The organism is Crossiella cryophila (genome assembly GCF_014204915.1).
Classification (GTDB): domain Bacteria; phylum Actinomycetota; class Actinomycetes; order Mycobacteriales; family Pseudonocardiaceae; genus Crossiella; species Crossiella cryophila.
In genome coordinates this window covers 7,258,847-7,279,356 of sequence record NZ_JACHMH010000001.1, presented here as the reverse complement: position 1 = coordinate 7,279,356, position 20,510 = coordinate 7,258,847, and the positions used below count along the sequence as shown (strand labels likewise).

Here is a 20,510-nt window from a genome sequence, read left to right as displayed (position 1 = left end):
CTTCTACCCGACCAAAAGGACAACACCATGAAGCGCAAGACCCTGCACCGCACCGCCGCGGTCACCATCTCCCTCGGCCTTGCCCTGGCCTGCACCGGCGCCACCGCACTGGCCACCGAGGCCCAGCGCGGCAACTCCACCCAGCAGCGCCTGGACAACCTGGTGCGCGAGGCGAGGTTCCCGGCCGCACTGGCCAATGTGGACGGACGCAACCTGGTCGCGGGCAAGGCGGACAAGGACGACCGGGTGCGGATCGGCAGCAACACCAAGGCATTCGTCGCCGTCGCGGTGCTGCAGCTGGTCGGTGAGGGCAAGATCGAACTGGACGCGCCGATCGAGAAGTACCTGCCGGGTCTGGTGCGTGGCCAGGGGATCGACGGCAACAAGATCACCGTGCGGCAGATCCTGCAGCACACCAGTGGCCTGCCCAACTACACCCGGTTCCTCGGCATCGAGGGCTTCGAGGCCATCCGGGACCGCTACGTCAGCCCGCGGGAGACCCTGGACGCCGCGCTGGCCCACCCGGCCGACTTCGCCCCCGGCACGGACTTCTCCTACAGCAACACCGGTTACACCGTGGCCGGGCTGCTCATCCAGAAGGTCACCGGCCGGCCGGTCGGCGAGGTGGTCACCGAGCGGGTGATCAAGCCAGCCGGACTGCGCGACGCCTACTGGCCGAACGTCGGCGAACGGGACATCCGCGGCAAACACGCCAAGGGGTACAACAAGGCCAACAGCGCCGACCCCAACTCCCCGGTCGTCGACGCCACCCGCCAGGACACCGGCTGGGGCTGGGCCGCGGGGGAGCTGGTCGCCTCCCCGGCCGACCTGAACCGCTTCTACACCGCGCTGCTCGACGGCAAGCTGCTGCGCCCGGCCGAACTGGCCGAGATGAAGCGCACCGTCCCGGCCAAGAACCTGCTGCCGGGAGCCAGCTACGGCCTCGGCCTGATGCGGGTGGAACTGAGCTGCGGCAAGGTGTTGTGGGGTCACGGCGGTGACATCCCCGGCTACGAGACCAGGGGCGGGGTCACCGAGGACGGCCGCAAGGTCGCGGTCGCGGTGACCGCGCTGCCGGGCACCTTCGGCGACAACCCGGCCGCCGCCCACCAGCAGGTGCTCGACCTGGTGGACGCGGCCGCCTGCGGCAAGCGCTGAACCTGAACGACAGGCATCGGCCGTCGGCACTCCGGGTGGTTTTCAGGGAAAACCCGGAGGCCGACGGCCGACGCGCGTGCCAGCCTGGCGGCCAGAGATGTCCACTGTAGACAGACGAAAGCCGAGGCGCGAAGTCGATGCCGGAACACGAGGACCAACAGCGAGCGCGGGAACTGAAGGCATTCACCCAGGTCTACCTGGCCGCCGAAGCCGAGGGCAGGCCGGTGGCCGAGGTCACCCACGAGGGCTGGCGACCCGGCGCGCGATGCGGGTCCAGGGGCACCGACGGGGTGCTGCTGGCCGGCCACGAGTCCGGCTGGACCGGGATGGCCGTGTTCCGCCGGGACCGGGAAACCCCACAGCACAACCTGTTCAGCACCGGCTGGAACCCAGACTTCACCCACCGCCCTTACACCGTCGAGTGGACCCACCCCGGCTTCGCGGGCATCCTCGCCCCGGACGCGGCCAGGCTGGAACTCATCACCCCCGACGGCACGGTGCTCCCGGCCCAGATCGCGGCAGGCAGTTACGCGGTCTCGGTCGCCCTGGACCTGCCCAGCGAACGCGGCCTGGCCGAACTGCGGGCCGCCGGCCCGGTGACCATCGACCAGGAACTGGACGCGGTCTGGGCCAGCAGCCGCGAGGCCACCGACCAGCTACGCGACTACACCGCCCGCGTCTACGACACCACCGGCCGCCTGCTCTACGACGGCCCCGCCCTCTAAGCCCCCACACCGTGTTGGCCGTTCTCGTACGGTGTGTTGGCCGAACTGGACGGTGTGTTGGCCGATCGGCGTACCAGTTCGGCCAAGACTGTGTACGACAACGGCCAACACACCGGCAGATCCTTACTCGCCTTCCTGGTCGACCTGCGGCAGGGTGGTCGGACAGGCGTCGGCGAGGGGACTGGTCGTGAGACGATTCTTGCTGGTAGGGCTCGTGCTGGTGACCGCGGGTGCCGGACTGACCCCGGCCGTGGCCGCGCCCCCGACCGCCGTGCACCACATCCCGGGCGTCCGCGGCCCGGTGCGGGTGGTCACCGACACCTGGGGCGTGCCGCACGTCTACGCCACCAGCCAGGATGACGCTTTCCTGGCCCAGGGCTTCATCGCCGCGCGGGACCGGCTGTTCCAGATCGACCTGTGGCGGCGGCGCGGACTCGGGCAGCTCGCCGAGGTGCTCGGCCCGAACTACGTGGAGCAGGACCGGGCTGCCCGGATGTTCCTCTACCGCGGTGACATGGACCGCGAGTGGGCCGCCTACGGCGAGCGCGCCCGCGGCATCGCCACCCGGTTCACCCAGGGCATCAACGCCTACGTTGCGCACCTGGAACGCAACCCCGCCGCACTGCCCGAGGAGTTCCGTCGCCTCGGCTACCGGCCGGCGCGCTGGGCGCCGGAGGACGTGGTGCGCATCCGCAGCCACGGCCTGACCGGCAACCTCACCGACGAGGTCACCAGGTCCAGGGTGGCCTGCGCGGCCGGGCTGGAAACGGACAAACTGCGTCAGCCACTGCAACCGGACCGGCCGATCCAGCCGCCCGGCGGGCTGGACCCGTGCGTGCTCCCGGCCAACGTGCTGCGCACCTTCGAGCTGGCCACCCAGCAGGTCGCCTTCACCGGCGGCCAGGTGGTGGCCACCGCGAAGGAGGAGTTCAGCGAGGGCAGCAACAACTGGGCCGTGGCACCCAGCCGCACCGGCACCGGCCGCGCCCAGCTGGCCAACGACCCGCACCGCGCCTACTCCGCGCCGTCCCTGCGCTACCTGAGCCACCTGTCCGCACCCGGCCTGGACGTGATCGGCGCGAACGAGCCCGCGCTGCCCGGCATCTCCATCGGCCACAACGGCCGGATCGCCTTCGGGCTCACCATTTTCCGGATGGACCAGGAAGACCTCTACGTCTACCAGCTCGACCCGGCCGACCCCACGCGCTACCGGTACCAGGACGGCTGGGAGCCGATCCGGGTACTGCGCGAGCGGATCCCGGTGGCGGGCAAGGAACCCGTGGAGGTCGAGCTGCCGTTCACCCGGCACGGCCCGGTGCTGACCACCGCGGCCGGGCGGGCCTTCGCGGTGCGCAGCGGCTGGCTGGAACCGGGCATGGCGCCCTACTTCGGCAGCGTGCGCTACATGTACGAGCGGGACTTCGCCGGGTTCAAGGCGGCCATGCGGAACTGGGGCGCGCCAACGGAGAACCAGGTCTACGCCGACACCAGCGGCAACATCGGCTGGGTGCCCGGCGGCCTGGCGCCCAAACGCTCCGGCTACGACGGCCTGCTGCCCGCCCCCGGTGACGGCCGGTTCGAGTGGACCGGTTTCCACACCGGTGACGACCTGCCGCACGCCTACAACCCGCCGCAGGGCTTCGTGGCCACCGCCAACCAGTTCAACCTGCCGCCCGGCTTCCCGCACCCGATCGGCTTCGAGTGGTCCGCGCCCTACCGGCACCAGCGGATCACCGAGGTGCTGGCCGCGGACCGGCGGTTCAGCGTGGCCGACGCGATGCGCCTGCAGAACGACCAGCTCTCCATCCCGGCCCGCCAGCTCACCGCGGTACTGGCCACCGTGCCCGGCGCGGACCCGTTGGCCGCCAAGGCATTGACGCTGTTGCGTGGCTGGAACGCGGTGGAGAGCAAGGAATCGGCGCAGGCCGCGCTGTTCGAGCTGTGGCTGGCCCGGCACCTCAACCCCGGCCTGGTCCGCGCCCTGTCCCCGGCCGCCGCACCACTGATCGCGGTCCCGGACAGCCGCACCGTGCTGGACGCCCTGTCCCACCCGGAGAAGTGGTTCGGCGCGGACCCGGTGGCCAAGCGGAACCAGCTCGTCAACGAGACCCTGGCCGCGGCCTGGCGGGAGGCGGAAACCTTGCTGGGCAACGATCCCGGAGCCTGGCAGTGGGGCAAGTTGCAGCACACCCTGTTCCAGCACCCGCTCAGCCCCACGCTGTCCCCGGAGGAGCGGGCCCGTTTCGACGTCGGCCCGTTCCCTCGCGGCGGCTCCAAGGACACGGTGAACGCCTCCGGCTACCGGCGCACCGACTTCCGGCAGACCGGCGGGGCCTCCTTCCGGATGGTGCTCGACGTCGGCAACTGGGACGCCGCCCGCGCGATCAACACCCCCGGCCAGTCCGGCAGGCAGGCCGATCCGCACTACCGCGACCTGGCCGGGAAATGGCGCGAGGGCCGGTACTTCCCGCTGCTCTACAGCCGCGCCGCGGTGGAACGCAACGCGGACCGGATCACCCTGCTGCTGCCGTGACCGGTGGCACGCCGAGGGCGCCGAAAGCCTCGTCCAGCAACAGTTCCAGGCCGACGGCGCCCTCCTGCTCCACCCAGGCGGTGATCGCACTGGACAGCGCGGCCACCGCGGCCCCGGCCAGCACCTTGGTGGCCAGGTCCGGTTCGGCCTGACCGGCGCGACTGGCCAGCCAGGCGGCGAAGTTCTCCTTGCCCGTCTGCAGGTTGAGGTGGTTGCGGTCGCGCAGGGCCGGGGTGCGCAGCACCAGCGTGGCCCGGACCAGGATGGTGGCCTGATCCGCGGGCGGGATCCGCACCACCGCGCCGCGCACGGCCCGGTGCACCGCGGTCAGAGGTGGCTCGTCCACCGGCCGGGCGGCCAGCTGCTCACCCATCAGCGCGTCGTAGTCGTCTATCTCGACCACGTTCTCCTTGCGCGGGAAGTGCCGGAAGAAGGTCATGTGCGAGACCCCGGCGGCCGCCGCGATCTCCTCCACCGTGGTCGCCTCGAACCCGTTGGCCAGGATCAGCCGCAGGGCGTGGTCCTTGATCGCGCGGCGGGTGCTCGCCTTCTTCCTGGCCCGCCAGTCCGTCTCGCTCACCGGGTGAGTATCGGCGTCGCGGGGGAGACCGGCCCGAGGGCCCCGGTGAGCCAGCGCTGGAGGTCGGTGCTGTGGTGGCCGCGCCAGGCCAGGTGACCGTCCGGGCGGATCAGCGCGAGTTCGTTGTGCGGCCAGCGCAGGTCGACCACGCTTTCCCCCAGCCACGGCCGGACCAGGTGGCTCTGGTCGGCGAAGGGGGAGAGAAGTGCCCAGTGCCCGCCGAGTTCGGCGTGCAGCCGGGTGGGCACGCCACTGGCGCGGTGACACGGGAAATCCGGCACCCGGTCCCCGGCCCTGACCCGGCCCAGCCCGGTCACCGGCGCGGTGCCGACCCCGCCCAGCCAGGACCCCGGCCCCATCGCCACCTGGGCCAGCCGCACCCCCTGCTCTGCGGCCTCGGCCACCTGCTCACCCTGGCCCGCCGCCGCCCCCAGCGGTCCGCGCCGGTAACTCACCCGTAGCTGCGAGGCCCGCGCCGCGATCCGCCGCCGCATCCAGCGCGAGCGCAGCACCAGCCCGCGGGCCAGCCGGGCCGCCCAGCCCTGGCTGAACAGCACGTTGGTCGCCTCGCTGGTCACCCGCAGCACCTGGGCCGCCACCGGCCGCCGCTCCGCCTCGTAACTGTCCAGCAGCTCCGCCCCGGCCCGGCCGAGGATCACCGCACCCAGCTTCCAGCCCAGGTTCTCCGCGTCCCCGATCCCGGTGGCCAGCCCCTGCGCACCCAGCGGCGCGTGCACGTGCGCGGCATCCCCGGCCAGCAGCACCCGCCCCCGCCGGTAGGCCGTGGCCAGCCGCCGCTGCACCGGGAACGCCGACGCCCAGGTGACCTCGCCGACCTCGGCCCCGGTCTCCTCCCGCAGCCAGCCGGGCAGATCAGCCCCGTCCGGCCCCATCAACCGCCACCGATCCGGGCCCGGCAGCGGGAAGGCCGCCAGGAACCCGTCCGCACGGAACCACACCGCCACCGTGTCCCGAGGCCGCTTCAGCTCCGCCCGCACATCGGCGACCTGGAGCCGCTCGTGCAACGGCTGTCCTGGAAAGTCGATGCCCACCGCGGCCCGGACCGCGCTGTGCGCGCCGTCGCAGCCGATCACCCAGCCCGCCCTGATCAGCTCCGCGCCTGCCCGCACCTCGACCACCTCGCCCTCGGTCCGGATCCCGCTGACCGCCAGCCCCCACTCGACCGCCACCCCCAGCCGGTCCAGGCGCTCCCGCAACGCGGTCTCGATCTGCGCCTGGGACGCCAGCACCCCGTCCGGCCCGAACCGCAGTTCCCGCCCGGCCACGCTCACCCCGGCCACCGGCACCGCGGGCGCGGGCAGCGCACCCAGCCGGTCCAGGGCCTCCACCGCACGTGGCGGCAGGCCCAGCGCGCCGGTGGTGGTGGCCGGACCGGGTGCCGCATCCAGCACCCGGACCCCCACCCCGGCCGCGCGCAACGCGCAGGCCAGCGTCAATCCCGTCGGTCCAGCCCCCACCACCAGCGCTGACGTGTACGGCACCGCGACCTCCCCATGTTAGCCACTAACATGTTAGCAGCTAACATGAGAGGTGCGGTACTCAGATCTCCACCACGACCTTGCCCTGGCTGGTGCCCGCGGCCAGCACCCGCTGCGCCTGCGCCGCCTGGTCCAGGGGGAAGGTCGCGCCGACCCGCACGCGCAGCACGCCCTGCTCGGCCAGCGTGGCCACCGCCCGGAAGTCCGCTGGGTCCAGCCGGACGAACACATTCGCCACGCCCGGCAGCCCGAACTCCGCCGCCGAGGCCAGCCGCGCCCCTGGCCTCCCGACCGCCGCGGTCGCGGGCAGCGTGCCGCGCCCGGCCGCGTCCAGCACCGCGTCCACGCCGAGGGCGGCCAGTTCCAGCACCCGATCGGCCAGGCCCGGCCCGTAGCCGACCGGCTCGACGCCCAGTTCGTGCAGGTAGTCGTGGTTGCGCGGCGAGGCGGTGCCGATCACCCGCGCCCCGCGGAACTTCGCCAGCTGCGCGGCCAGCGAGCCGACCGCGCCCGAGGCCGCGTGCACCAGCAGGGTCTCGCCTGGCCGCACGTCCAGCACCCGGACGATGGCCTGATACGCGGTCAGCCCGGCCAGCGGCAGCCCGGCCGCCTCCGCCCAGGACCACCCGGCCGGTTTGGGCAGCAGGGTGCGGACGTCGGTGGCCACCAGTTCGGCCAGGCCGCCGTGCGCGCGCATCAGCTCGCCGCGGATGTAGCCGATCACCTCGTCACCCGGCTTGAACTCGGGTGCGCCGAGCCCGGCCCGTTCGACCACCCCGGCGATGTCCCAGCCGGGCACCACCGGGAAGTGGGTTTCCAGGGTGTGCTCGAACAGGCCGGACTGGTTGGACAGGTCCGCCGGGTTGAGCGCGGCGGCGCGCACCCGCACCAGCACCGAGTCCAGGTGCGTCTTGGGTTCGGGCAGGTCAGCGGGTTCGAGGACCTCGGGGCCGCCGAAGCGGCGGTAGACCATCGCGCGCATCACGCGTCCGGTCCGACCATCGGGCGGTCCAGCAGCACGCAGTGGTGGGTGATCTTCCACTCGCCGTCGATCTTGCGCAGATCGGTGTCGTAGTAGGCGGATTCGACCGGGCGGATCTCCTCCCGCACCGAGAAGTGGATCACCTGCGCGCTCAGGTGCGCGATGTCGCCGTTGACCTCGATGATGTGGTCGGCGGTCATGTGGTGGCTGGATCCGCCGGGCGGGTGCGGGGCCATCAGGTTCTCCACCGCCCAGGCCACCCCGGCGCTGCCGATCAGCGGCTCGCCGACCTTCTCGTAGCCCTTGCCACTGCGGACCATGACCTCCACGACGGCGTCCTCGGTGAACAGCGCGCCCTGGGCCGGACCGTTGCGGTCGTCGGTGGCGCGGACATAGCGGGCCAGTACCTCGGCCACCTTGCGTTCTTCGCTCATGACCCCATCCGACCAGGTCAAAGCAGGTAGAGCGATGATCACCTGAGTACCGACCGGTACCCTGCGGGTATGGATCGACTGGAGACGCGGGAGCTGGAGTATTTCCTCGCGGTCGCCGAGGAACTGCATTTCGGCCGGGCCGCCGACCGGCTCGGGATGGCCCAGCCGCCGCTGTCCAGGGCGATCAGCCGCCTGGAACGCCGCCTGGGCGTGCGGTTGTTCGAGCGCACCAGCCGCCGGGTCGAACTGACCGCGGCCGGGCAGGTGCTGCGCACCGAGGGCCGCCGCGCGCTGGCCGCCCTGGACACCGCGGCCAGTCGCACCCAGCGGGCCGGGGCGCCGCCGCGGCTGGTGCTCGCGGTCCGGCCGGGTGCGGGCGCCGGGCTGCTGGCCGACCTGGTCAGCGCGTACGGGCCGGCCGGGGTGGAGATCGTGTTCGTGCTCGACCGCGCCGCCGCCCTGCGAGCGGGGGAGGCCGATCTGGCGGTGCTGTGCGCGAGCACGGACGACCTGTCCGGCCTGCGCACCCTGGAACTGCTGGAGGAGACCCCGGTCGCGCTGCTGCCGCCCGGCCACGCGCTCGCCGGCCGGGTCGCGGTCACCCAGGCCGACCTGCGGGCCCTGGACGGCTACACCCCGGAGTGCCCGCCGCTGGCCCTGGACGAGATCGTGGACCGGGTGGCCTTCGGCAGGCTGATCGTGGTGGCGGGCGCGAGCACCGCCGACCGGGTCGGCCAGGCCGTGGTGACGGTCCCGGTGGCCGATCTGCCCGCGACCCGGCTGGTGCTGGCCTGGCCGGAGAGCGCCCCGCAACCGGCGGTCGCGGCCTTCCTGCGCACCGCGCGCACCGTGCTGGCCCAACGCAAACCGGCCAGCGCCTCCTGAGTACGGTGGCCCCCATGACGGCCACGCGGCACCTGACCGGACGCTTCCCGCTCGCCATGGCCCCCGCGGCGGCCTTCCCGCTGTTCACCGCCCGCGGCGAGGAGCGCTGGGTGCCCGGCTGGCAGCCGAGGTTCCCGGTGTCCACAGTGGACGATTCGGAGCCCGGCACCGTCTTCGAGACCACAGTGGATGGTGAGTGCACCACCTGGATCGTGCTGGACCGCGAACCGGACCGGCGGATCTCCTACGCCAGGGTGACCCCGGGTTCGCGGGCGGGCACGGTCACCGTGGAGATCGAACCCAGTGGCACCGGCTGCACGGTCACCGTCACCTATCAGCTCACCCCGCTCAGCCCGGCTGGTGAGCGCGCGCTGGCCGATTTCGCCGCCGAGTACCCGGAGTTCCTGCGTTCCTGGGAAACGATGATCAAGGCCCTGGGCTGACTCAGCGCAGCCCGCGCACGTTCGGGCACAGCTCCCGGGTGACGTCCAGGTAGGCGCCCAGCACCGGCCCGGGATCGCCCGCGCGGTAGGACATCACCAGCGGCGGCAGGTCGGTGTGCGGTGCCACGTCGAGGAATCGCACGTCCGGCCGGGCCGCCCGCCGCATGCAGGACGGCCCCAGTCCCACGCCGATGCCGCAGGCGGCCAGCCCGACGATGGTGTGCACATCCCGGGCCTCGACGGTGCCGCCCAACGGCAGGACGCGTTCACCCAGTAGCTCGCAGATGGTGGCCAGGGTGGCCGGTTCCTCCTCCGGCGGGGCCACGATCAGGGTCTGCGCCCGCAACTGGTCGACATGAATTTGTCCTTGTCCCGCATGGGGATTCCCCATCCCGACCACCGCGATCAGGCGATCCTGTCCAACGCTGACCGACACCAGGTTCTCCGCGCCCGCCCCACGCGGCGCGCCCCGGGTGATCGCGATGTCCAGATCCCCGGCCAGCAGTGCCGCCGCCCCCCTGGCCGAGGACATCTCGTGCAGCGCCATCCGCACATCCGGATGCTCCCGCCCGAACCGGCTCAGCACCGAGGGCAGCAGTTCCAGCACCGCCGACCCGATGAACCCCAGCCGCAACCGCCCGGTCTCACCCCGGGCCGCCCGCCCCGCGTCCACCACGGCGGCCGACATCTCGGTCAGCGCCCGCCGGGCCCGCGACAGGAAGGCGTCCCCGGCGGCGGTCGGGAACACCCCGTGCGGCGTCCGGTTGAACAACCGCGCGCCCAGCTCCCGCTCCAGGTCGCCGATCTGCTTGGACAGCGGCGGCTGCGCGATGCCCAGCGCGGCCGCCGCCCGCCCGAAGTGCTGATGCTCGGCCAACGCCACCGCGTACCGAAGATGCCGTGCTTCCACACCCCCAGGCTATACCTGTCAGATATCGCAAGCCCACTTGTCAGATATCCCGATGGATAACGCCCGCCCGCGGGCGCACTCTCGACCACGTGAACACGATCTTCCTCCTGGTCCACGGCGCCTGGCACTCCTCCGCGCACTTCGCCGAGACCCAGCGCGAACTCGCCGCCCGCGGCGCCACCAGCCTCGCCCTCGACCTCCCCGGCCACGGCTTCGCCGCCCCTCACCCCACCGGCTACCTGACCCCCGGCCAGCCCGGCCTGGACACCGAGAAGTCCGCACTGGCCACCGTCACCATGCGGGACAACGCGGACGCCATCGTCCAAGCCCTGCAAGGACTTCGCCGGTACAACCAGGTCGTCCTGGTCTCGCACAGCGCGGGCGGCGGCCCCGCCTCCCTGGCCGCCGAACTGGCCCCGCACCTGATCGACCGCCAGGTCTACCTCTCCGCCTTCGTCCCGGCGGCCCGCCCCACCTTCCACGACTACCTGAGTACGCCGGAACAAGCCAGCAACAAGGGCGGCGGCCTGACCATCGGCGACCCAGCCGAACTCGGCGCCTTCCGCATCAACCCGCTCAGCCCCGACCCGGACTACATCGAACGCCTCCGCATCGCCTACTACCAGGACGTGCCAGCCGAGTACTTCGCCCGCTGGCACCTGTCCCTGAGTCCCGACCTGCCCCTGGCCGTGGCCGTCGAACCGATCACCCTGTCCCGCGAGGCATGGGGCCGCATCCCGCGCCACTTCATCCGCCTGTCCGAGGACCAGGCCCTCACCCCGGCCGTGCAGGACCTCATGATCACCGAAGCCGACCAGGCCATGCCGGCCAACCCCTTCACCGTGCACACCCTCCCCGGCAGCCACTCCCCATTCGCCGCCCGCCCCGCCGCCCTGGCCCAGACCCTGCTCACCACCACAGTCCAATGACCATCCTGCCCATCCTCCTGAGCACGACCTTCCTGCAACTCCTGGACGTCACCCTGGTCCAGGTGGCGCTGCCGTCGATCACCGCTGACCTGCACGCCGGCCAGGGCACCACCCAACTCGTCCTGACCGGCTACACCCTGACCTACGCCAGCCTGCTGCTCATCGCGGCGCGGCTGGGGGACCGGTACGGGTACCGGCGGCTGTTCCGGATCGGACTGGCGGTGTTCACCATCGGCACGGTGAGCAGCGCGCTCGCGCCGACGGCGGGTTTCCTGGTGCTGGCGCGGCTGGTCGAGGGGGTGGGCAGTGGATTGGTGGCGCCGCAGGTGTTCTCGCTGATCCAGACGGCGCTGCCGGTTGAGCGGCGGGCGCGGGCGCTGAGTTCACTGGGGGCGACGATGGCGGTGGCCGCGCTGAGCGGGCCGTTGCTGGGCGGGGTGCTGTTGACGGTGGATCCGACGGGGCTGGGCTGGCGGCTGTTGTTCCTGGCGAACGTGCCGGTGGCGCTGCTTGCCTTGGCGTTCAGCGGAAAACTGCCCGCGACGGCGCTGCCCGCCACCCCCGCCACGCACCCTGCCCGGCCCGATCAGCCCGCGCTCCGCACGCAGCTGGCTCAGTCGGGTCTGCCTTCGCCCGCCGTCCGCCCGGCCCAGCCTGGCCAGCCTTCGCCCAGCACACACCCGACCCAGCCCGGTGCCCCCTCGGCCGTGGCTTGCCTGGCCCCGCCCGACAACCCCCGCCCGCCCGCTCCCCGGATCGACCTGCTCGGCGCAACCCTCGCCGCCTCCGGCCTGGCCCTCCTCATCCTCCCCCTCTCCCTGGGCCGCGACACCGGCTGGCCCCCCTGGACCTGGCTCACCCTCGCCACCGCCCTCACCCTCCTCACCCTCTTCGCCCGCACCCAACGCCGCCCCAACCCCCTCCTGCACCCCACCGTCCTCCGCGACCGCCCCGCCCGAACCGGCCTCCTCCTCGTCCTGGTCTTCAACGCAGGCGTCCCCTCCCTCACCTACCTCCTGCTCCGCTACCTGCAAACCGGCCCCGGCCACACCCCCCTCACCGCCGCCCTGCTCACCGCCACCTACCCCCTCGCCGCCGCCCTCGGCAGCCGCCTCGCCCCGACCCTCACCCGCCGTCACGGCGGCCTGCCACTCGCCATCGCCGCCGCCGGGATCGCCGTCACCACCGCCGCCCTGGCCGCGATCGTCGGCACCCCGGCCGAGCCGTGGACCCTGTCCCTGCTGCTGATCCCGGCGGGACTGGGCTTCGGCGTGTTCACCGCGGCCGTCTTCGCCGTCGTCCTCGCCCGCACCCATCCCGACGCCATTGGCTCCGCCTCCGGATTGCTGCCCACGGCCCAGCAACTGGGCGGCACCCTGGGCATCACGTTGGCGGGACTGGTGTTCGCGGTCGGTGCTGATCCGGCGAGTGGGTTCGGGTACGCACTCGGCTACGAGACCGTGGTGTTCCTGATCGCCGCCGGAATCGCACTCGGGCTCAGTCGCGGGAGGGGGTGATCCACCCCCAGGAGAACGAAAGCGGAACTCGCAACCGAAGTAGTGCGTGCCAGGGCATCAAGGCATTCGAAAAGCTCGGGGAATTCACCTGAATGGAGGGTTAAGGTCGCCGCCTGCGGCAACGGGGTCGTGGCAATGCCGAAGGAGTTCCCGTGGGTCAGGTTGGCGACGCCGAGGTGGTGCGCACGTCCGCACCGGAACCACCCACCCGGCTCACCGTGGTGCCCGAACGCGCCAGCGCCGCCGCGCTGCCGCCGGAACTCCGCCGCGCCCTGATCCAGCTCGCGCGCACCCCGCGCCTGCTCGTCGCCTGTGACTACGACGGCACCCTGGCCTCGATCGTGGCCGATCCCGAGCAGGCCCGGCCGCTGCCGGAGTCGATGAACGCGCTGCGCTCGCTGGCCACCCTGCCCGCCACCACGATCGCGGTCATCTCCGGACGCGCGCTGCGCGACCTTGCCACCCTGTCCAGACTGCCTGCCGAGGTCCACCTGGTGGGCTCGCACGGTTCGGAGTTCGACGTCGGCTTCGTGCACGAACTCGACGCCGCCGCCAAGGACCGGCTCACCAGGGTCCGCCGGGCCATCGAGGAGATCGTCACCGACGCGCCCGGCGTGCACCTGGAGTTCAAGCCCGCCTCGGTCGCGGTGCACTCCCGCCGCGCCGAACCCGAGGTCGCCGACCGCGCGTTCGCCGCGATCCGCCAGGGCCCGTGCACCTGGACGGGCATCCAGGTCACCGAGGGCAAGGCGGTGATCGAGCTGGCGGTGATCCAGACCGACAAGGGCCACGCCCTGGACGTGCTGCGGCACCAGGTCGCCGCCTCGGCCGCGCTGTTCATCGGCGACGACGTCACCGACGAGAAGGCCTTCCAGCGCCTGGCCGGACCGGACCTGGGCATCAAGGTCGGCGACGGCCGCACCGCCGCCGAGTACCGCCTGCCGGACACCCCCGAGGTCGCGCTCACCCTGGCCTTCCTGTTGGAGGAGCGGCGGAACTGGCTCTACGGCGAGCAGGCGGTGCCGATCGAGCGGCTGACCATGCTGGCTAACGAACGGTCGGTAGGTTTGCTGACCCCGGACGCCCGCCTCACCTGGCTCTGCCACCCCGAACCCGACTCCGCCGCGGTCGTCGCCGACCTGCTCGGCGGCCCTTCCGCGGGCCACTTCTCGATCAAGCCGGAGCGCAACGGCCTGCCCCTGGGCCAGCGTTATGTCCCGGGCACGATGACCGTGGAAACCCGCTGGTCCAAGCTGCTGGTCACCGACTACCTCGACCACTACGCCCCGCCGCAGCGCACAGACCTGGTCCGGGTGATCTCCGGCAACACCACCGCCCTGGTCACCTTCGCGCCCCGCCCGGAGTTCGGCCAGGTCCCGGTCACCCTGATCGCCGGACCCGACGGCCTGCGCGTCCTGGGCACCACCGACCCCATCGTGCTGCGTTCGCCTGGCGTGCAGTGGGAGATCACCGCCGACGGCACCGCCGAAGCCATCGTGACCGTGACCCCGGACGCCCCGGTGGTGCTCGAACTGCGTTGCGGCACCGACGATCTCTCCGCCGCCGCCCCGGAAGCCGACCGCCGCGCCCGCGCGGACGCCTACTGGACCGAGTGGCTGGCCGGACTCACCCTGCCCGGCACCCAGCGTGACCTGGTCGCCCGCTCCGCCCTCACCCTGCGCGGCCTGCAACACGGTGAGACCGGCGCATTCCTCGCCGCCGCAACGTCCTCGCTGCCCGAGGAGATCGGCGGTGTCCGCAACTGGGACTACCGCTACTGCTGGGTCCGCGACGCCGCCCTGTCCGCACAAGCCTTGGTATCACTGGGATCCCTCACCGAAGCCGAGTCCTACCTCAACTGGGTGCACCGGGTCCTGGCCACCCTGGCCGGTCCGGAACGCCTGCACCCGCTCTACACCCTGCACGGCAACACCCTCGGCCCCGAAGCCGTCCTGGACACCCTGCCCGGCTACGCGGGTTCACGCCCCGTACGCGTCGGAAACCTGGCCAACCAACAGGTCCAGCTCGACGTCTTCGGCCCGGTGGTCGACCTGGTCAAGAAACTCAGCGACGCCCGCGGCAAGCTCACCGACGACGACTGGCGCATGGTCGAGGCCATGGCCGAGGCCGTCACCCGCCGCTGGCACGAACCCGACCACGGCATCTGGGAGGAACGCGCCGCACCCCGGCACCGCGTCTACTCCAAGGTCATGTGCTGGGTCACCCTGGACCGCGCCATCACCCTCGGCCAGACCTACGACCGCACCGTCGACGCCTCCTGGATCCCGTTGCGGGAGGTCATTTCCACCGATGTGCTCAAGCACGGCTGGAACGAGGAGGTCCAGTCCTTCACCACCGCCTACGACGGCACCGACCTGGATGCCGCGACCCTCCACATCGGACTCTCCGGCCTGATCGACCCCGCCGACGAACGCTTCCAGGCCACCGTCACCGCCACCGAGGCCGAACTCCGTTCCGGCGTCACCGTCTACCGCTACCACCGCGACGACGGCCTGCCCGGCACCGAGGGCGGCTGGCACCTGTGCGCGGCCTGGATGATCGAGGCGTATCTGCTCACCGGCCGCCGCACCGAGGCCGAGGAACTGTTCCAGCAGATGGTCGACTGCGCCGGACCCACCGGCCTGCTGCCCGAGGAGTACGACCCGGTGGCCGAACGCTCACTGGGCAACCACCCGCAGGCCTACTCCCACCTCGGACTCATCCGGTGCGCTCAGCTGCTGGATCGCTGAACAGGTTGCGGCGACTGGATTCCAGGATCTCATCGGACAGCGTGGGGTTGGCCTGGTGCACCGCCCTGGCCAGCACCATCGCGCCGACCATCTCACTGAGCAGGCGCACCGCCTGATCCCGGACCTCGGTCTCGGGTAGTTCCTCGCCGCGGGCGGCCGCCTCCAGCCGGATCTCCGCGGCGAACCCGCACAGGTAGCCCTGCACGCCCGCGGCGTAGGCGGACTGGATCTCCTCGCCCTGCCGCCAGGCGTCGCCGACCAGTGCCGCGGACGGGCAGCCTGCCTCGGGGGAGTCCCGGTGCCCGGTGGAGAGGTACTCCTGGACGATCTTGGTCATCGGGGTGCCGGACTCGTCCGTGCCCTGCTCGATGAGCTGGTTCATGGCCGCGTGCGAGGCGGCGAACGCGGAGTTGCAGACCTCCACGGCCAGGGCGTCCTTGGACGGGAAGTGGTTGTAGAAGCCGCCGTGGGTCAGCCCGGCGGCCTTCATCAGGTCGGCGATGCCGACGCTGTCGATGCCCTGTGACCGGAACATCCGGCCGGCCGCGGCCACGATGTTGTCGCGGTTGCGCGCCTTGTCTTCCTTGGTGATCCGCGGCATAGCCCTGCCCTCGCCTTGACAGCGTTTGATGATGCCCGTCATCATAGTTTTACTGATGACCGACCTTAAAGATACCTGCTGACGGGAGCGGACATGCGGACCGTGGTGTTCGACCAGCACGGGGACCCCGCCCGGGTGCTCCGCCTCGACCACACCGACCCACCGGGCCCACCCGGCCCTGGCCAGGTGCTGATCCGGGTGCTGACCAGCCCGGTGCACCCCGGTGACCTGCTCGGCGTCCAGGGCCCTGGCGAGCCGTTGCCCGCGCCGCGCACCCCGGGCGCGGAGGGGATGGGCACCGTCGCCGCGCTGGGCTCCGGCGTCACCGGGCTGAGCGTGGGGGAGCGGGTGGCGTTCTTCCCGGCCCCGGGCGCGTGGCGGGAGTACCTGCTCGCACCGGCCGAGGTCGTGGTGCCGGTGCCTGCGGGCGTCAAGGACAGCACCGCCGCGTTGATGCTGGTCAACCCGCTCACGCTGCGGATGCTGCTGCGGGCCGCCGGGGAGATCACCGGACCGGTGCTGCAGACCGCGGCCGGGTCTTCGATGGGCGGCCTGGTCGCCGCCGCGGCCCAGCGGCACGGCTTCCCGCTGATCAACCTGGTGCGCCGGGAGGCCGGTGCCGCCGAGTTGCGCGACCGCTTCCCCGAGTTCCCGGCCATCTCCACCTCGGACCCGGACTGGCCGGACCAGGTGCGGGCCGCGGCGGGCGGGCGTGGCGTGCCGGTGGTCCTGGACGCGGTTGGCGGCGCGCTGACCCCGGACCTGGTCGCCCTGCTGGCCGACGGCGGCCGGTTGATCAGCTACGGCGCCCTGGACGGCGACCGCGCGGGGCCGTCACCGCGGGCGATCGTCCGCCGGGAACTGACCCACCGCGGGGTGTCGGTGTTGCGCTGGCAGGCCCAGGACCAGGCGATCCGGGCCGAGGACCGCGCCTTCGCCACCGAACTCGCCCGCACCCGGCCCGAGCTGTTCGCAGTCGCCGCCGAGTACGACCTGGCCGCGTTCACCGCGGCCGTGGAGCACGTCCGCCGTCCCGGCAAGACGGGAACGGTGCTGTTCACCTTGGGAGAGGACCAGTCATGAAGATCGGCATCCTCGGCGCGGGCCACATCGCCCAGGCCGTCGCCCGGCACGCGATCCGGTACGGCCACCAGGTCGTGCTGAGCAACAGCCGCGGCCCGGACTCGCTGACCGACCTGGTCGCCGAGCTGGGCCCGCTGGCCAGTGCGGGCACCGTGGCCGAGGCCGCGAGCGCGGAACTCGTGCTGCTCGCGGTGGGCTGGCCGCAGGTGCCGGCCGCGGTGGCCGGGCTGCCGGACTGGGGCGGGCGGATCGTGATCGACGCGACCAACCAGTTCGCCACCCCGCCGCCGGACTGGACCATCGACGACCTGGGCGAGATCACCGGCAGCGAGCACATCGCCTCGTTGTTGCCCGGAGCCCGGATCGTCAAGGCGTTCAACACCTTGCACGCGAGTCGCATCGCACCCGACCCACGCCATCCGGCCGGTCGGCAACTCCTGTTCCTGGCCGGGGACGACGCCGAGGCCAAGGCCACCGTGCACGCGCTGACCGAGGAATTCGGCTTCGCCCCGGTGGACCTGGGCGATCTGCGCACCGGCGGCCGGCTGATGCAGCTCGGCGGCCCGCTCTCCGGCCTGCACGCCCTCAAGCAGGACTGACCAAAGGAATCCGACAGTGACTGACCAGCCTCTGTTCCAGCCCGTCCGCCTCGGCGGCCTGGACCTGCCCAACCGCGTGCTGATGGCCCCGATGACCAGGGCCCGCACCCACAACCCCGAACTGGCCCCCGGTGAGCTACAGGCCACCTACTACGCCCAGCGCGCCACCGCCGGACTGATCATCAGCGAGGGCACCTGGGTCAACCGGGACGCCATCGGTTACCTCAACGTGCCCGGCATCTACACCGACACCCAGACCCAGGGCTGGGCCCAGGTCACCGCGGCCGTGCACGAGGCGGGCGGGCGGATCACGTCCCAGCTCGGCCACGTCGGCGCGCTCTCCCACCCCGACCACCACAACGGCCGCCTGCCAGCCGGACCCTCCGCGGTCAACCCGCGCGCGCAATCCTTTACCTCACAAGGCATGCAGGACACCGTCACCCCGCGTGCACTGACCACCGCCGAGATCAAACAGACCATCGCCGACTACCGCACCGCCGCGGCCAACGCCAAACGCGCGGGCTTCGACGGCGTGGAGATCCACGCCCAGACCGGCCACCTGCTGGCCCAGTTCCTCAACCCGCACTTCAACCAGCGCACCGACAGCTACGGCGGCAGCAAGGAGAACCGGGCCCGCATCCTGCTCGACATCCTGCACGCGATCACCGAGAACTGGGACACCGCAAGGATTTCGGTCAAGCTGTCCCCACACTTCGCCGACGGCAACACCTTCATCGCCGACGAGGAAACCCTGGCCGGGTACGACCACCTCATCGGCAACCTCACCGGACTGGCCTACCTGCACCTGGTCGGCCCGGCCGAGGCAGCCGAGCGCCGGGGCTTCTACACCCACTATCGCGAGCTGTACCAAGGAAACCTGGTCGCCAACCTCGGCTTCACCAAGGACAGCGCGAACGAACTGATCGGCGACGGCCTGGCCGACGCGGTGGCCTTCGGCGCCCCGTTCATCGCCAACCCGGACCTGGTGGCCCGCTTCGCGCACGACCACCCACTGGCCGAGGCGGACCGGGAGACCTACTACGCGGGCCACAGCAACGGGTACACCGACTACCCGCCGGTGTCCTGAGCCGCGCGGGACGGGTCCCGGCTGGCGTGGTTACGTTCGGGTGCTCCAACGGACAGATCCGTATCTCACGGAGATCGGCAGGGCCGGGAGCACGGCAGCACGGGGGCGGGCAGCCCGCAGACGCGTGACTGCACAGTCCACATAGGACCGGCCCGGACTGCTTCCAGACCTTCAACTCCAGGGCTGAACGGCAGGGACGAGGCGTTCCGCCGCGGCCAACTCGACAAGGGCATCCCCGGCAACACCTCGGTGTCCGATGTGGACTGTCGTCCCCGGATCGCGGGCGGCGCCATCGATCTCGGCCCCTTCGAGATCCGCTGGCCGTTCCGGTTCAGCGTCGCCGGGACAGCAGTGGTTCGGAGCGCACGATGAACCGCTTCACCAGCTTCAGCGTCCGGTCGGTGTAGGGCGGGTAGAGCAGGCGCATGGTGTCCGGGAAAGAGGGCTTGCTCAGCACGGGCTTGCGGTGGGTGAAGGTGTCGAAGGAGAACTTGCCGTGGTAGGCGCCCATCCCGCTGGCGCCGACCCCGCCGAAGGGCAGGCCGCTGACGCTGGTGTGCGCCATCGGGATGCCGAAGTTCAGCGCGCCGGAGGAGGTCTCCTGGAGCAGCCGGTCGCGGGCGGCCGCGGAGCCGGTGAAGGCGTAGAGCGCCAGCGGTTTGTCCCGCGCGGTGATGAACGAGATCGCCTCGCCCACCCCGGCGACGGTCAGCACCGGCAGGATGGGGCCGAAGATCTCCTCGGCCATCACCGCGGACTCGCCGGTGACCCCGGTGAGCACGGTCGGCTCGATGTACAGGTCGGCCTCGTCGGACCCGCCCCCGGTCACGAGGTCGCCCTCGGCGAGCAGCGCGCGCAGCCTGCGGAAGTGCCGCTGGTTCACGATGCGGCCATAACTGTTGCCGCGCTGGGGATCCGCGCCGAACATCTCGGTGATCGCGGCGGTCAGCTCAGCCAGCAGTGGCTGCCTGGCCGCCTCGGTCACCAGCACGTAGTCCGGGGCGACGCAGGTCTGTCCGGCGTTGAGGAACTTGGCCCAGGCGATGCGGCGGGCGGCCACCGCCAGGTCGGTGGTCTCATCGACGAACACCGGTGACTTGCCGCCCAGTTCCAGGGTGATCGGGGTGAGGTGTTCGGCCGCGGCGGTGGCCACGATCCGGCCCACCGTCCCGTTGCCGGTGTAGAGGATGTGGTCGAAGGGCTGGGTGAGCAGGTAAGTGGTCTCCTCGACACCGCCCTCGACCACGGTGACGGCCTGCGCGTCGAGGTAGGCGGGCAGCAGCCGGGCGAGCAGGGCACTGGTGGCAGGCGCGAGTTCGCTGGGCTTGAGCACCACGGTGTTGCCTGCGGCCAGCGCGCCGATCATCGGGCTGATGCTGAGCTGGAGCGGGTAGTTCCACGGCGCGATGATCAGCACCACGCCGAGCGGCTCCGGCACGATCCGCGCGGTGGCGGGGAACAGCGACATCGGCGTGCGCACCCGGCTCGGGCGCATCCAGCCCCGCAACCGGCGCAGGGTGTGGTCGATCTCGGCGATGCTGGAACCGATCTCGGCCAGCTGCGCCTCCACCGGGCTCTTGCGCAGGTCGCTGTGCAGGGCCTGCTCGAACTCGGTGCTGTGGGTCAGCAACATGGTGCGCATCGCGGTCAGCTGGGCGGCGCGCCAGGACCGCGGCCTGGTGGTCCCGGCCGCGAAGGTGGCCCGGACCCTGCCTAACGCGGTGCTGATCGCGGTCTGGTCGGTGACTGAGGTGCTCATCGGATCGCTTCCGTCTGGGGTCCACCCAATTTAGTG

18 protein-coding genes are annotated in these 20,510 nt (G+C 71.9%); 11 read left to right on the top strand and 7 right to left on the bottom strand.

The genetic code is table 11. The annotated features are described in order from the left end of the window. Positions 1-27: 27 nt before the first annotated feature. From HNR67_RS31595 to HNR67_RS31585, 3 genes are all read left to right on the top strand, one after another. Entirely contained in the window at positions 28-1,158 is a 1,131-nt protein-coding gene (locus tag HNR67_RS31595; RefSeq protein ID WP_185005815.1) for a serine hydrolase domain-containing protein, read from the top strand. Positions 1,159-1,295: 137 nt separating this feature from the next. Then, positions 1,296-1,883 carry a hypothetical protein gene (locus tag HNR67_RS31590; RefSeq protein WP_185005814.1) on the top strand — a complete coding sequence of 196 codons (588 nt, stop codon included), beginning with the start codon at positions 1,296-1,298 and terminating at the stop codon, positions 1,881-1,883. A 187-nt stretch (positions 1,884-2,070) separates the two neighbouring features. Further along, positions 2,071-4,416, top strand: a complete 2,346-nt coding sequence (locus HNR67_RS31585) for a penicillin acylase family protein (protein WP_312988430.1) — start codon at positions 2,071-2,073, stop codon at positions 4,414-4,416. On the opposite strand, the gene HNR67_RS45105 is transcribed toward HNR67_RS31585, so the two are convergent. Genes HNR67_RS45105 through HNR67_RS31565 form a run of 4 tightly spaced genes read right to left on the bottom strand, consistent with a single transcriptional unit; the run spans position 4,397 to position 7,911 of the window. Next, positions 4,397-4,996: a TetR/AcrR family transcriptional regulator gene (locus tag HNR67_RS45105; protein ID WP_185005813.1), complete on the bottom strand. Its 600-nt coding sequence runs from the start codon at positions 4,994-4,996 to the stop codon at positions 4,397-4,399. The two genes, HNR67_RS31585 and HNR67_RS45105, sit on opposite strands and share 20 nt — an antisense overlap. Further along, a complete protein-coding gene (locus tag HNR67_RS31575; RefSeq protein ID WP_185005812.1) occupies positions 4,993-6,498 on the bottom strand; it encodes an FAD-dependent monooxygenase in 1,506 nt (501 codons plus the stop codon). Before HNR67_RS31575 ends, HNR67_RS45105 begins: the two co-directional genes overlap by 4 nt. Before the next feature lie 58 nt (positions 6,499-6,556). Beyond that, entirely contained in the window at positions 6,557-7,477 is a 921-nt protein-coding gene (locus HNR67_RS31570) for an NADP-dependent oxidoreductase (RefSeq protein ID WP_185005811.1), read from the bottom strand. Continuing rightward, complete coding sequence (locus tag HNR67_RS31565) at positions 7,477-7,911, bottom strand: nuclear transport factor 2 family protein (RefSeq protein WP_185005810.1); 435 nt, start codon at positions 7,909-7,911, stop codon at positions 7,477-7,479. Before HNR67_RS31565 ends, HNR67_RS31570 begins: the two co-directional genes overlap by 1 nt. A 69-nt stretch (positions 7,912-7,980) precedes the next feature. Here HNR67_RS31565 and HNR67_RS31560 point away from each other — a divergent pair, with 69 nt between their 5' ends. After that, the gene (locus HNR67_RS31560; RefSeq protein WP_185005809.1) at positions 7,981-8,796 is read left to right on the top strand and encodes a LysR family transcriptional regulator; all 816 of its coding nucleotides are present in this window, start codon (positions 7,981-7,983) and stop codon (positions 8,794-8,796) included. A gap of 14 nt (positions 8,797-8,810) precedes the next feature. Further along, entirely contained in the window at positions 8,811-9,239 is a 429-nt protein-coding gene (locus tag HNR67_RS31555) for an SRPBCC family protein (RefSeq protein ID WP_185005808.1), read from the top strand. Between the two features lies 1 nt (position 9,240). Here the strand turns inward: HNR67_RS31555 and HNR67_RS31550 are convergent, their stop codons facing one another. Beyond that, positions 9,241-10,149, bottom strand: coding sequence for a LysR family transcriptional regulator (locus tag HNR67_RS31550; RefSeq protein ID WP_185005807.1), 909 nt, complete (start codon positions 10,147-10,149; stop codon positions 9,241-9,243). An 89-nt stretch (positions 10,150-10,238) separates the two neighbouring features. On the opposite strand from HNR67_RS31550, the gene HNR67_RS31545 reads away from it, so the two are divergent. The 3 genes from HNR67_RS31545 to otsB all read left to right on the top strand — a co-directional run bounded on the left by HNR67_RS31545 (position 10,239) and on the right by otsB (position 15,345). Then, positions 10,239-11,078 (top strand): alpha/beta hydrolase, encoded by an 840-nt coding sequence (locus HNR67_RS31545; protein WP_312988425.1) that lies wholly within the window; start codon positions 10,239-10,241, stop codon positions 11,076-11,078. After that, positions 11,075-12,595 carry an MFS transporter gene (locus HNR67_RS31540; RefSeq protein ID WP_185005806.1) on the top strand — a complete coding sequence of 507 codons (1,521 nt, stop codon included), beginning with the start codon at positions 11,075-11,077 and terminating at the stop codon, positions 12,593-12,595. The genes HNR67_RS31545 and HNR67_RS31540 overlap by 4 nt, the downstream gene beginning before the upstream one ends. Before the next feature lie 221 nt (positions 12,596-12,816). After that, positions 12,817-15,345 carry a trehalose-phosphatase gene (gene otsB / locus HNR67_RS31535; protein ID WP_185011324.1) on the top strand — a complete coding sequence of 843 codons (2,529 nt, stop codon included), beginning with the start codon at positions 12,817-12,819 and terminating at the stop codon, positions 15,343-15,345. On the opposite strand, the gene HNR67_RS31530 is transcribed toward otsB, so the two are convergent. Next, a complete protein-coding gene (locus HNR67_RS31530; protein WP_185005805.1) occupies positions 15,314-15,946 on the bottom strand; it encodes a TetR/AcrR family transcriptional regulator in 633 nt (210 codons plus the stop codon). The two genes, otsB and HNR67_RS31530, sit on opposite strands and share 32 nt — an antisense overlap. 93 nt (positions 15,947-16,039) lie before the next feature. Here HNR67_RS31530 and HNR67_RS31525 point away from each other — a divergent pair, with 93 nt between their 5' ends. The 3 genes from HNR67_RS31525 to HNR67_RS31515 are packed head-to-tail and all read left to right on the top strand — an operon-like array spanning position 16,040 to position 18,715. Further along, positions 16,040-17,029 (top strand): alcohol dehydrogenase catalytic domain-containing protein, encoded by a 990-nt coding sequence (locus HNR67_RS31525; RefSeq protein ID WP_185005804.1) that lies wholly within the window; start codon positions 16,040-16,042, stop codon positions 17,027-17,029. After that, positions 17,026-17,628, top strand: coding sequence for an NADPH-dependent F420 reductase (locus HNR67_RS31520; RefSeq protein ID WP_185005803.1), 603 nt, complete (start codon positions 17,026-17,028; stop codon positions 17,626-17,628). The genes HNR67_RS31525 and HNR67_RS31520 overlap by 4 nt, the downstream gene beginning before the upstream one ends. A gap of 16 nt (positions 17,629-17,644) precedes the next feature. After that, on the top strand, positions 17,645-18,715 hold the full coding sequence (locus HNR67_RS31515; protein ID WP_185005802.1) for an alkene reductase: 1,071 nt from the start codon (positions 17,645-17,647) through the stop codon (positions 18,713-18,715). A 331-nt stretch (positions 18,716-19,046) separates the two neighbouring features. Here HNR67_RS31515 and HNR67_RS31510 read toward each other — a convergent pair whose 3' ends face one another. After that, positions 19,047-20,474 carry an aldehyde dehydrogenase family protein gene (locus HNR67_RS31510; RefSeq protein ID WP_185005801.1) on the bottom strand — a complete coding sequence of 476 codons (1,428 nt, stop codon included), beginning with the start codon at positions 20,472-20,474 and terminating at the stop codon, positions 19,047-19,049. Positions 20,475-20,510: the final 36 nt, after the last annotated feature.

Excerpts from the sequence above, each read along its gene's own strand:
- HNR67_RS31595 (WP_185005815.1), top strand. The coding sequence starts at position 28 with ATGAAGCGCAAGACCCTGCACCGCACCGCCGCGGTCACCATCTCCCTC.
- HNR67_RS31590 (WP_185005814.1), top strand. The coding sequence starts at position 1,296 with ATGCCGGAACACGAGGACCAACAGCGAGCGCGGGAACTGAAGGCATTC.
- HNR67_RS31570 (WP_185005811.1), bottom strand. The coding sequence starts at position 7,477 with ATGCGCGCGATGGTCTACCGCCGCTTCGGCGGCCCCGAGGTCCTCGAA.
- HNR67_RS31565 (WP_185005810.1), bottom strand. The coding sequence starts at position 7,911 with ATGAGCGAAGAACGCAAGGTGGCCGAGGTACTGGCCCGCTATGTCCGC.
- HNR67_RS31560 (WP_185005809.1), top strand. The coding sequence starts at position 7,981 with ATGGATCGACTGGAGACGCGGGAGCTGGAGTATTTCCTCGCGGTCGCC.
- HNR67_RS31555 (WP_185005808.1), top strand. The coding sequence starts at position 8,811 with ATGACGGCCACGCGGCACCTGACCGGACGCTTCCCGCTCGCCATGGCC.
- HNR67_RS31540 (WP_185005806.1), top strand. The coding sequence starts at position 11,075 with ATGACCATCCTGCCCATCCTCCTGAGCACGACCTTCCTGCAACTCCTG.
- HNR67_RS31530 (WP_185005805.1), bottom strand. The coding sequence starts at position 15,946 with ATGCCGCGGATCACCAAGGAAGACAAGGCGCGCAACCGCGACAACATC.
- HNR67_RS31525 (WP_185005804.1), top strand. The coding sequence starts at position 16,040 with ATGCGGACCGTGGTGTTCGACCAGCACGGGGACCCCGCCCGGGTGCTC.
- HNR67_RS31520 (WP_185005803.1), top strand. The coding sequence starts at position 17,026 with ATGAAGATCGGCATCCTCGGCGCGGGCCACATCGCCCAGGCCGTCGCC.
- HNR67_RS31510 (WP_185005801.1), bottom strand. The coding sequence starts at position 20,474 with ATGAGCACCTCAGTCACCGACCAGACCGCGATCAGCACCGCGTTAGGC.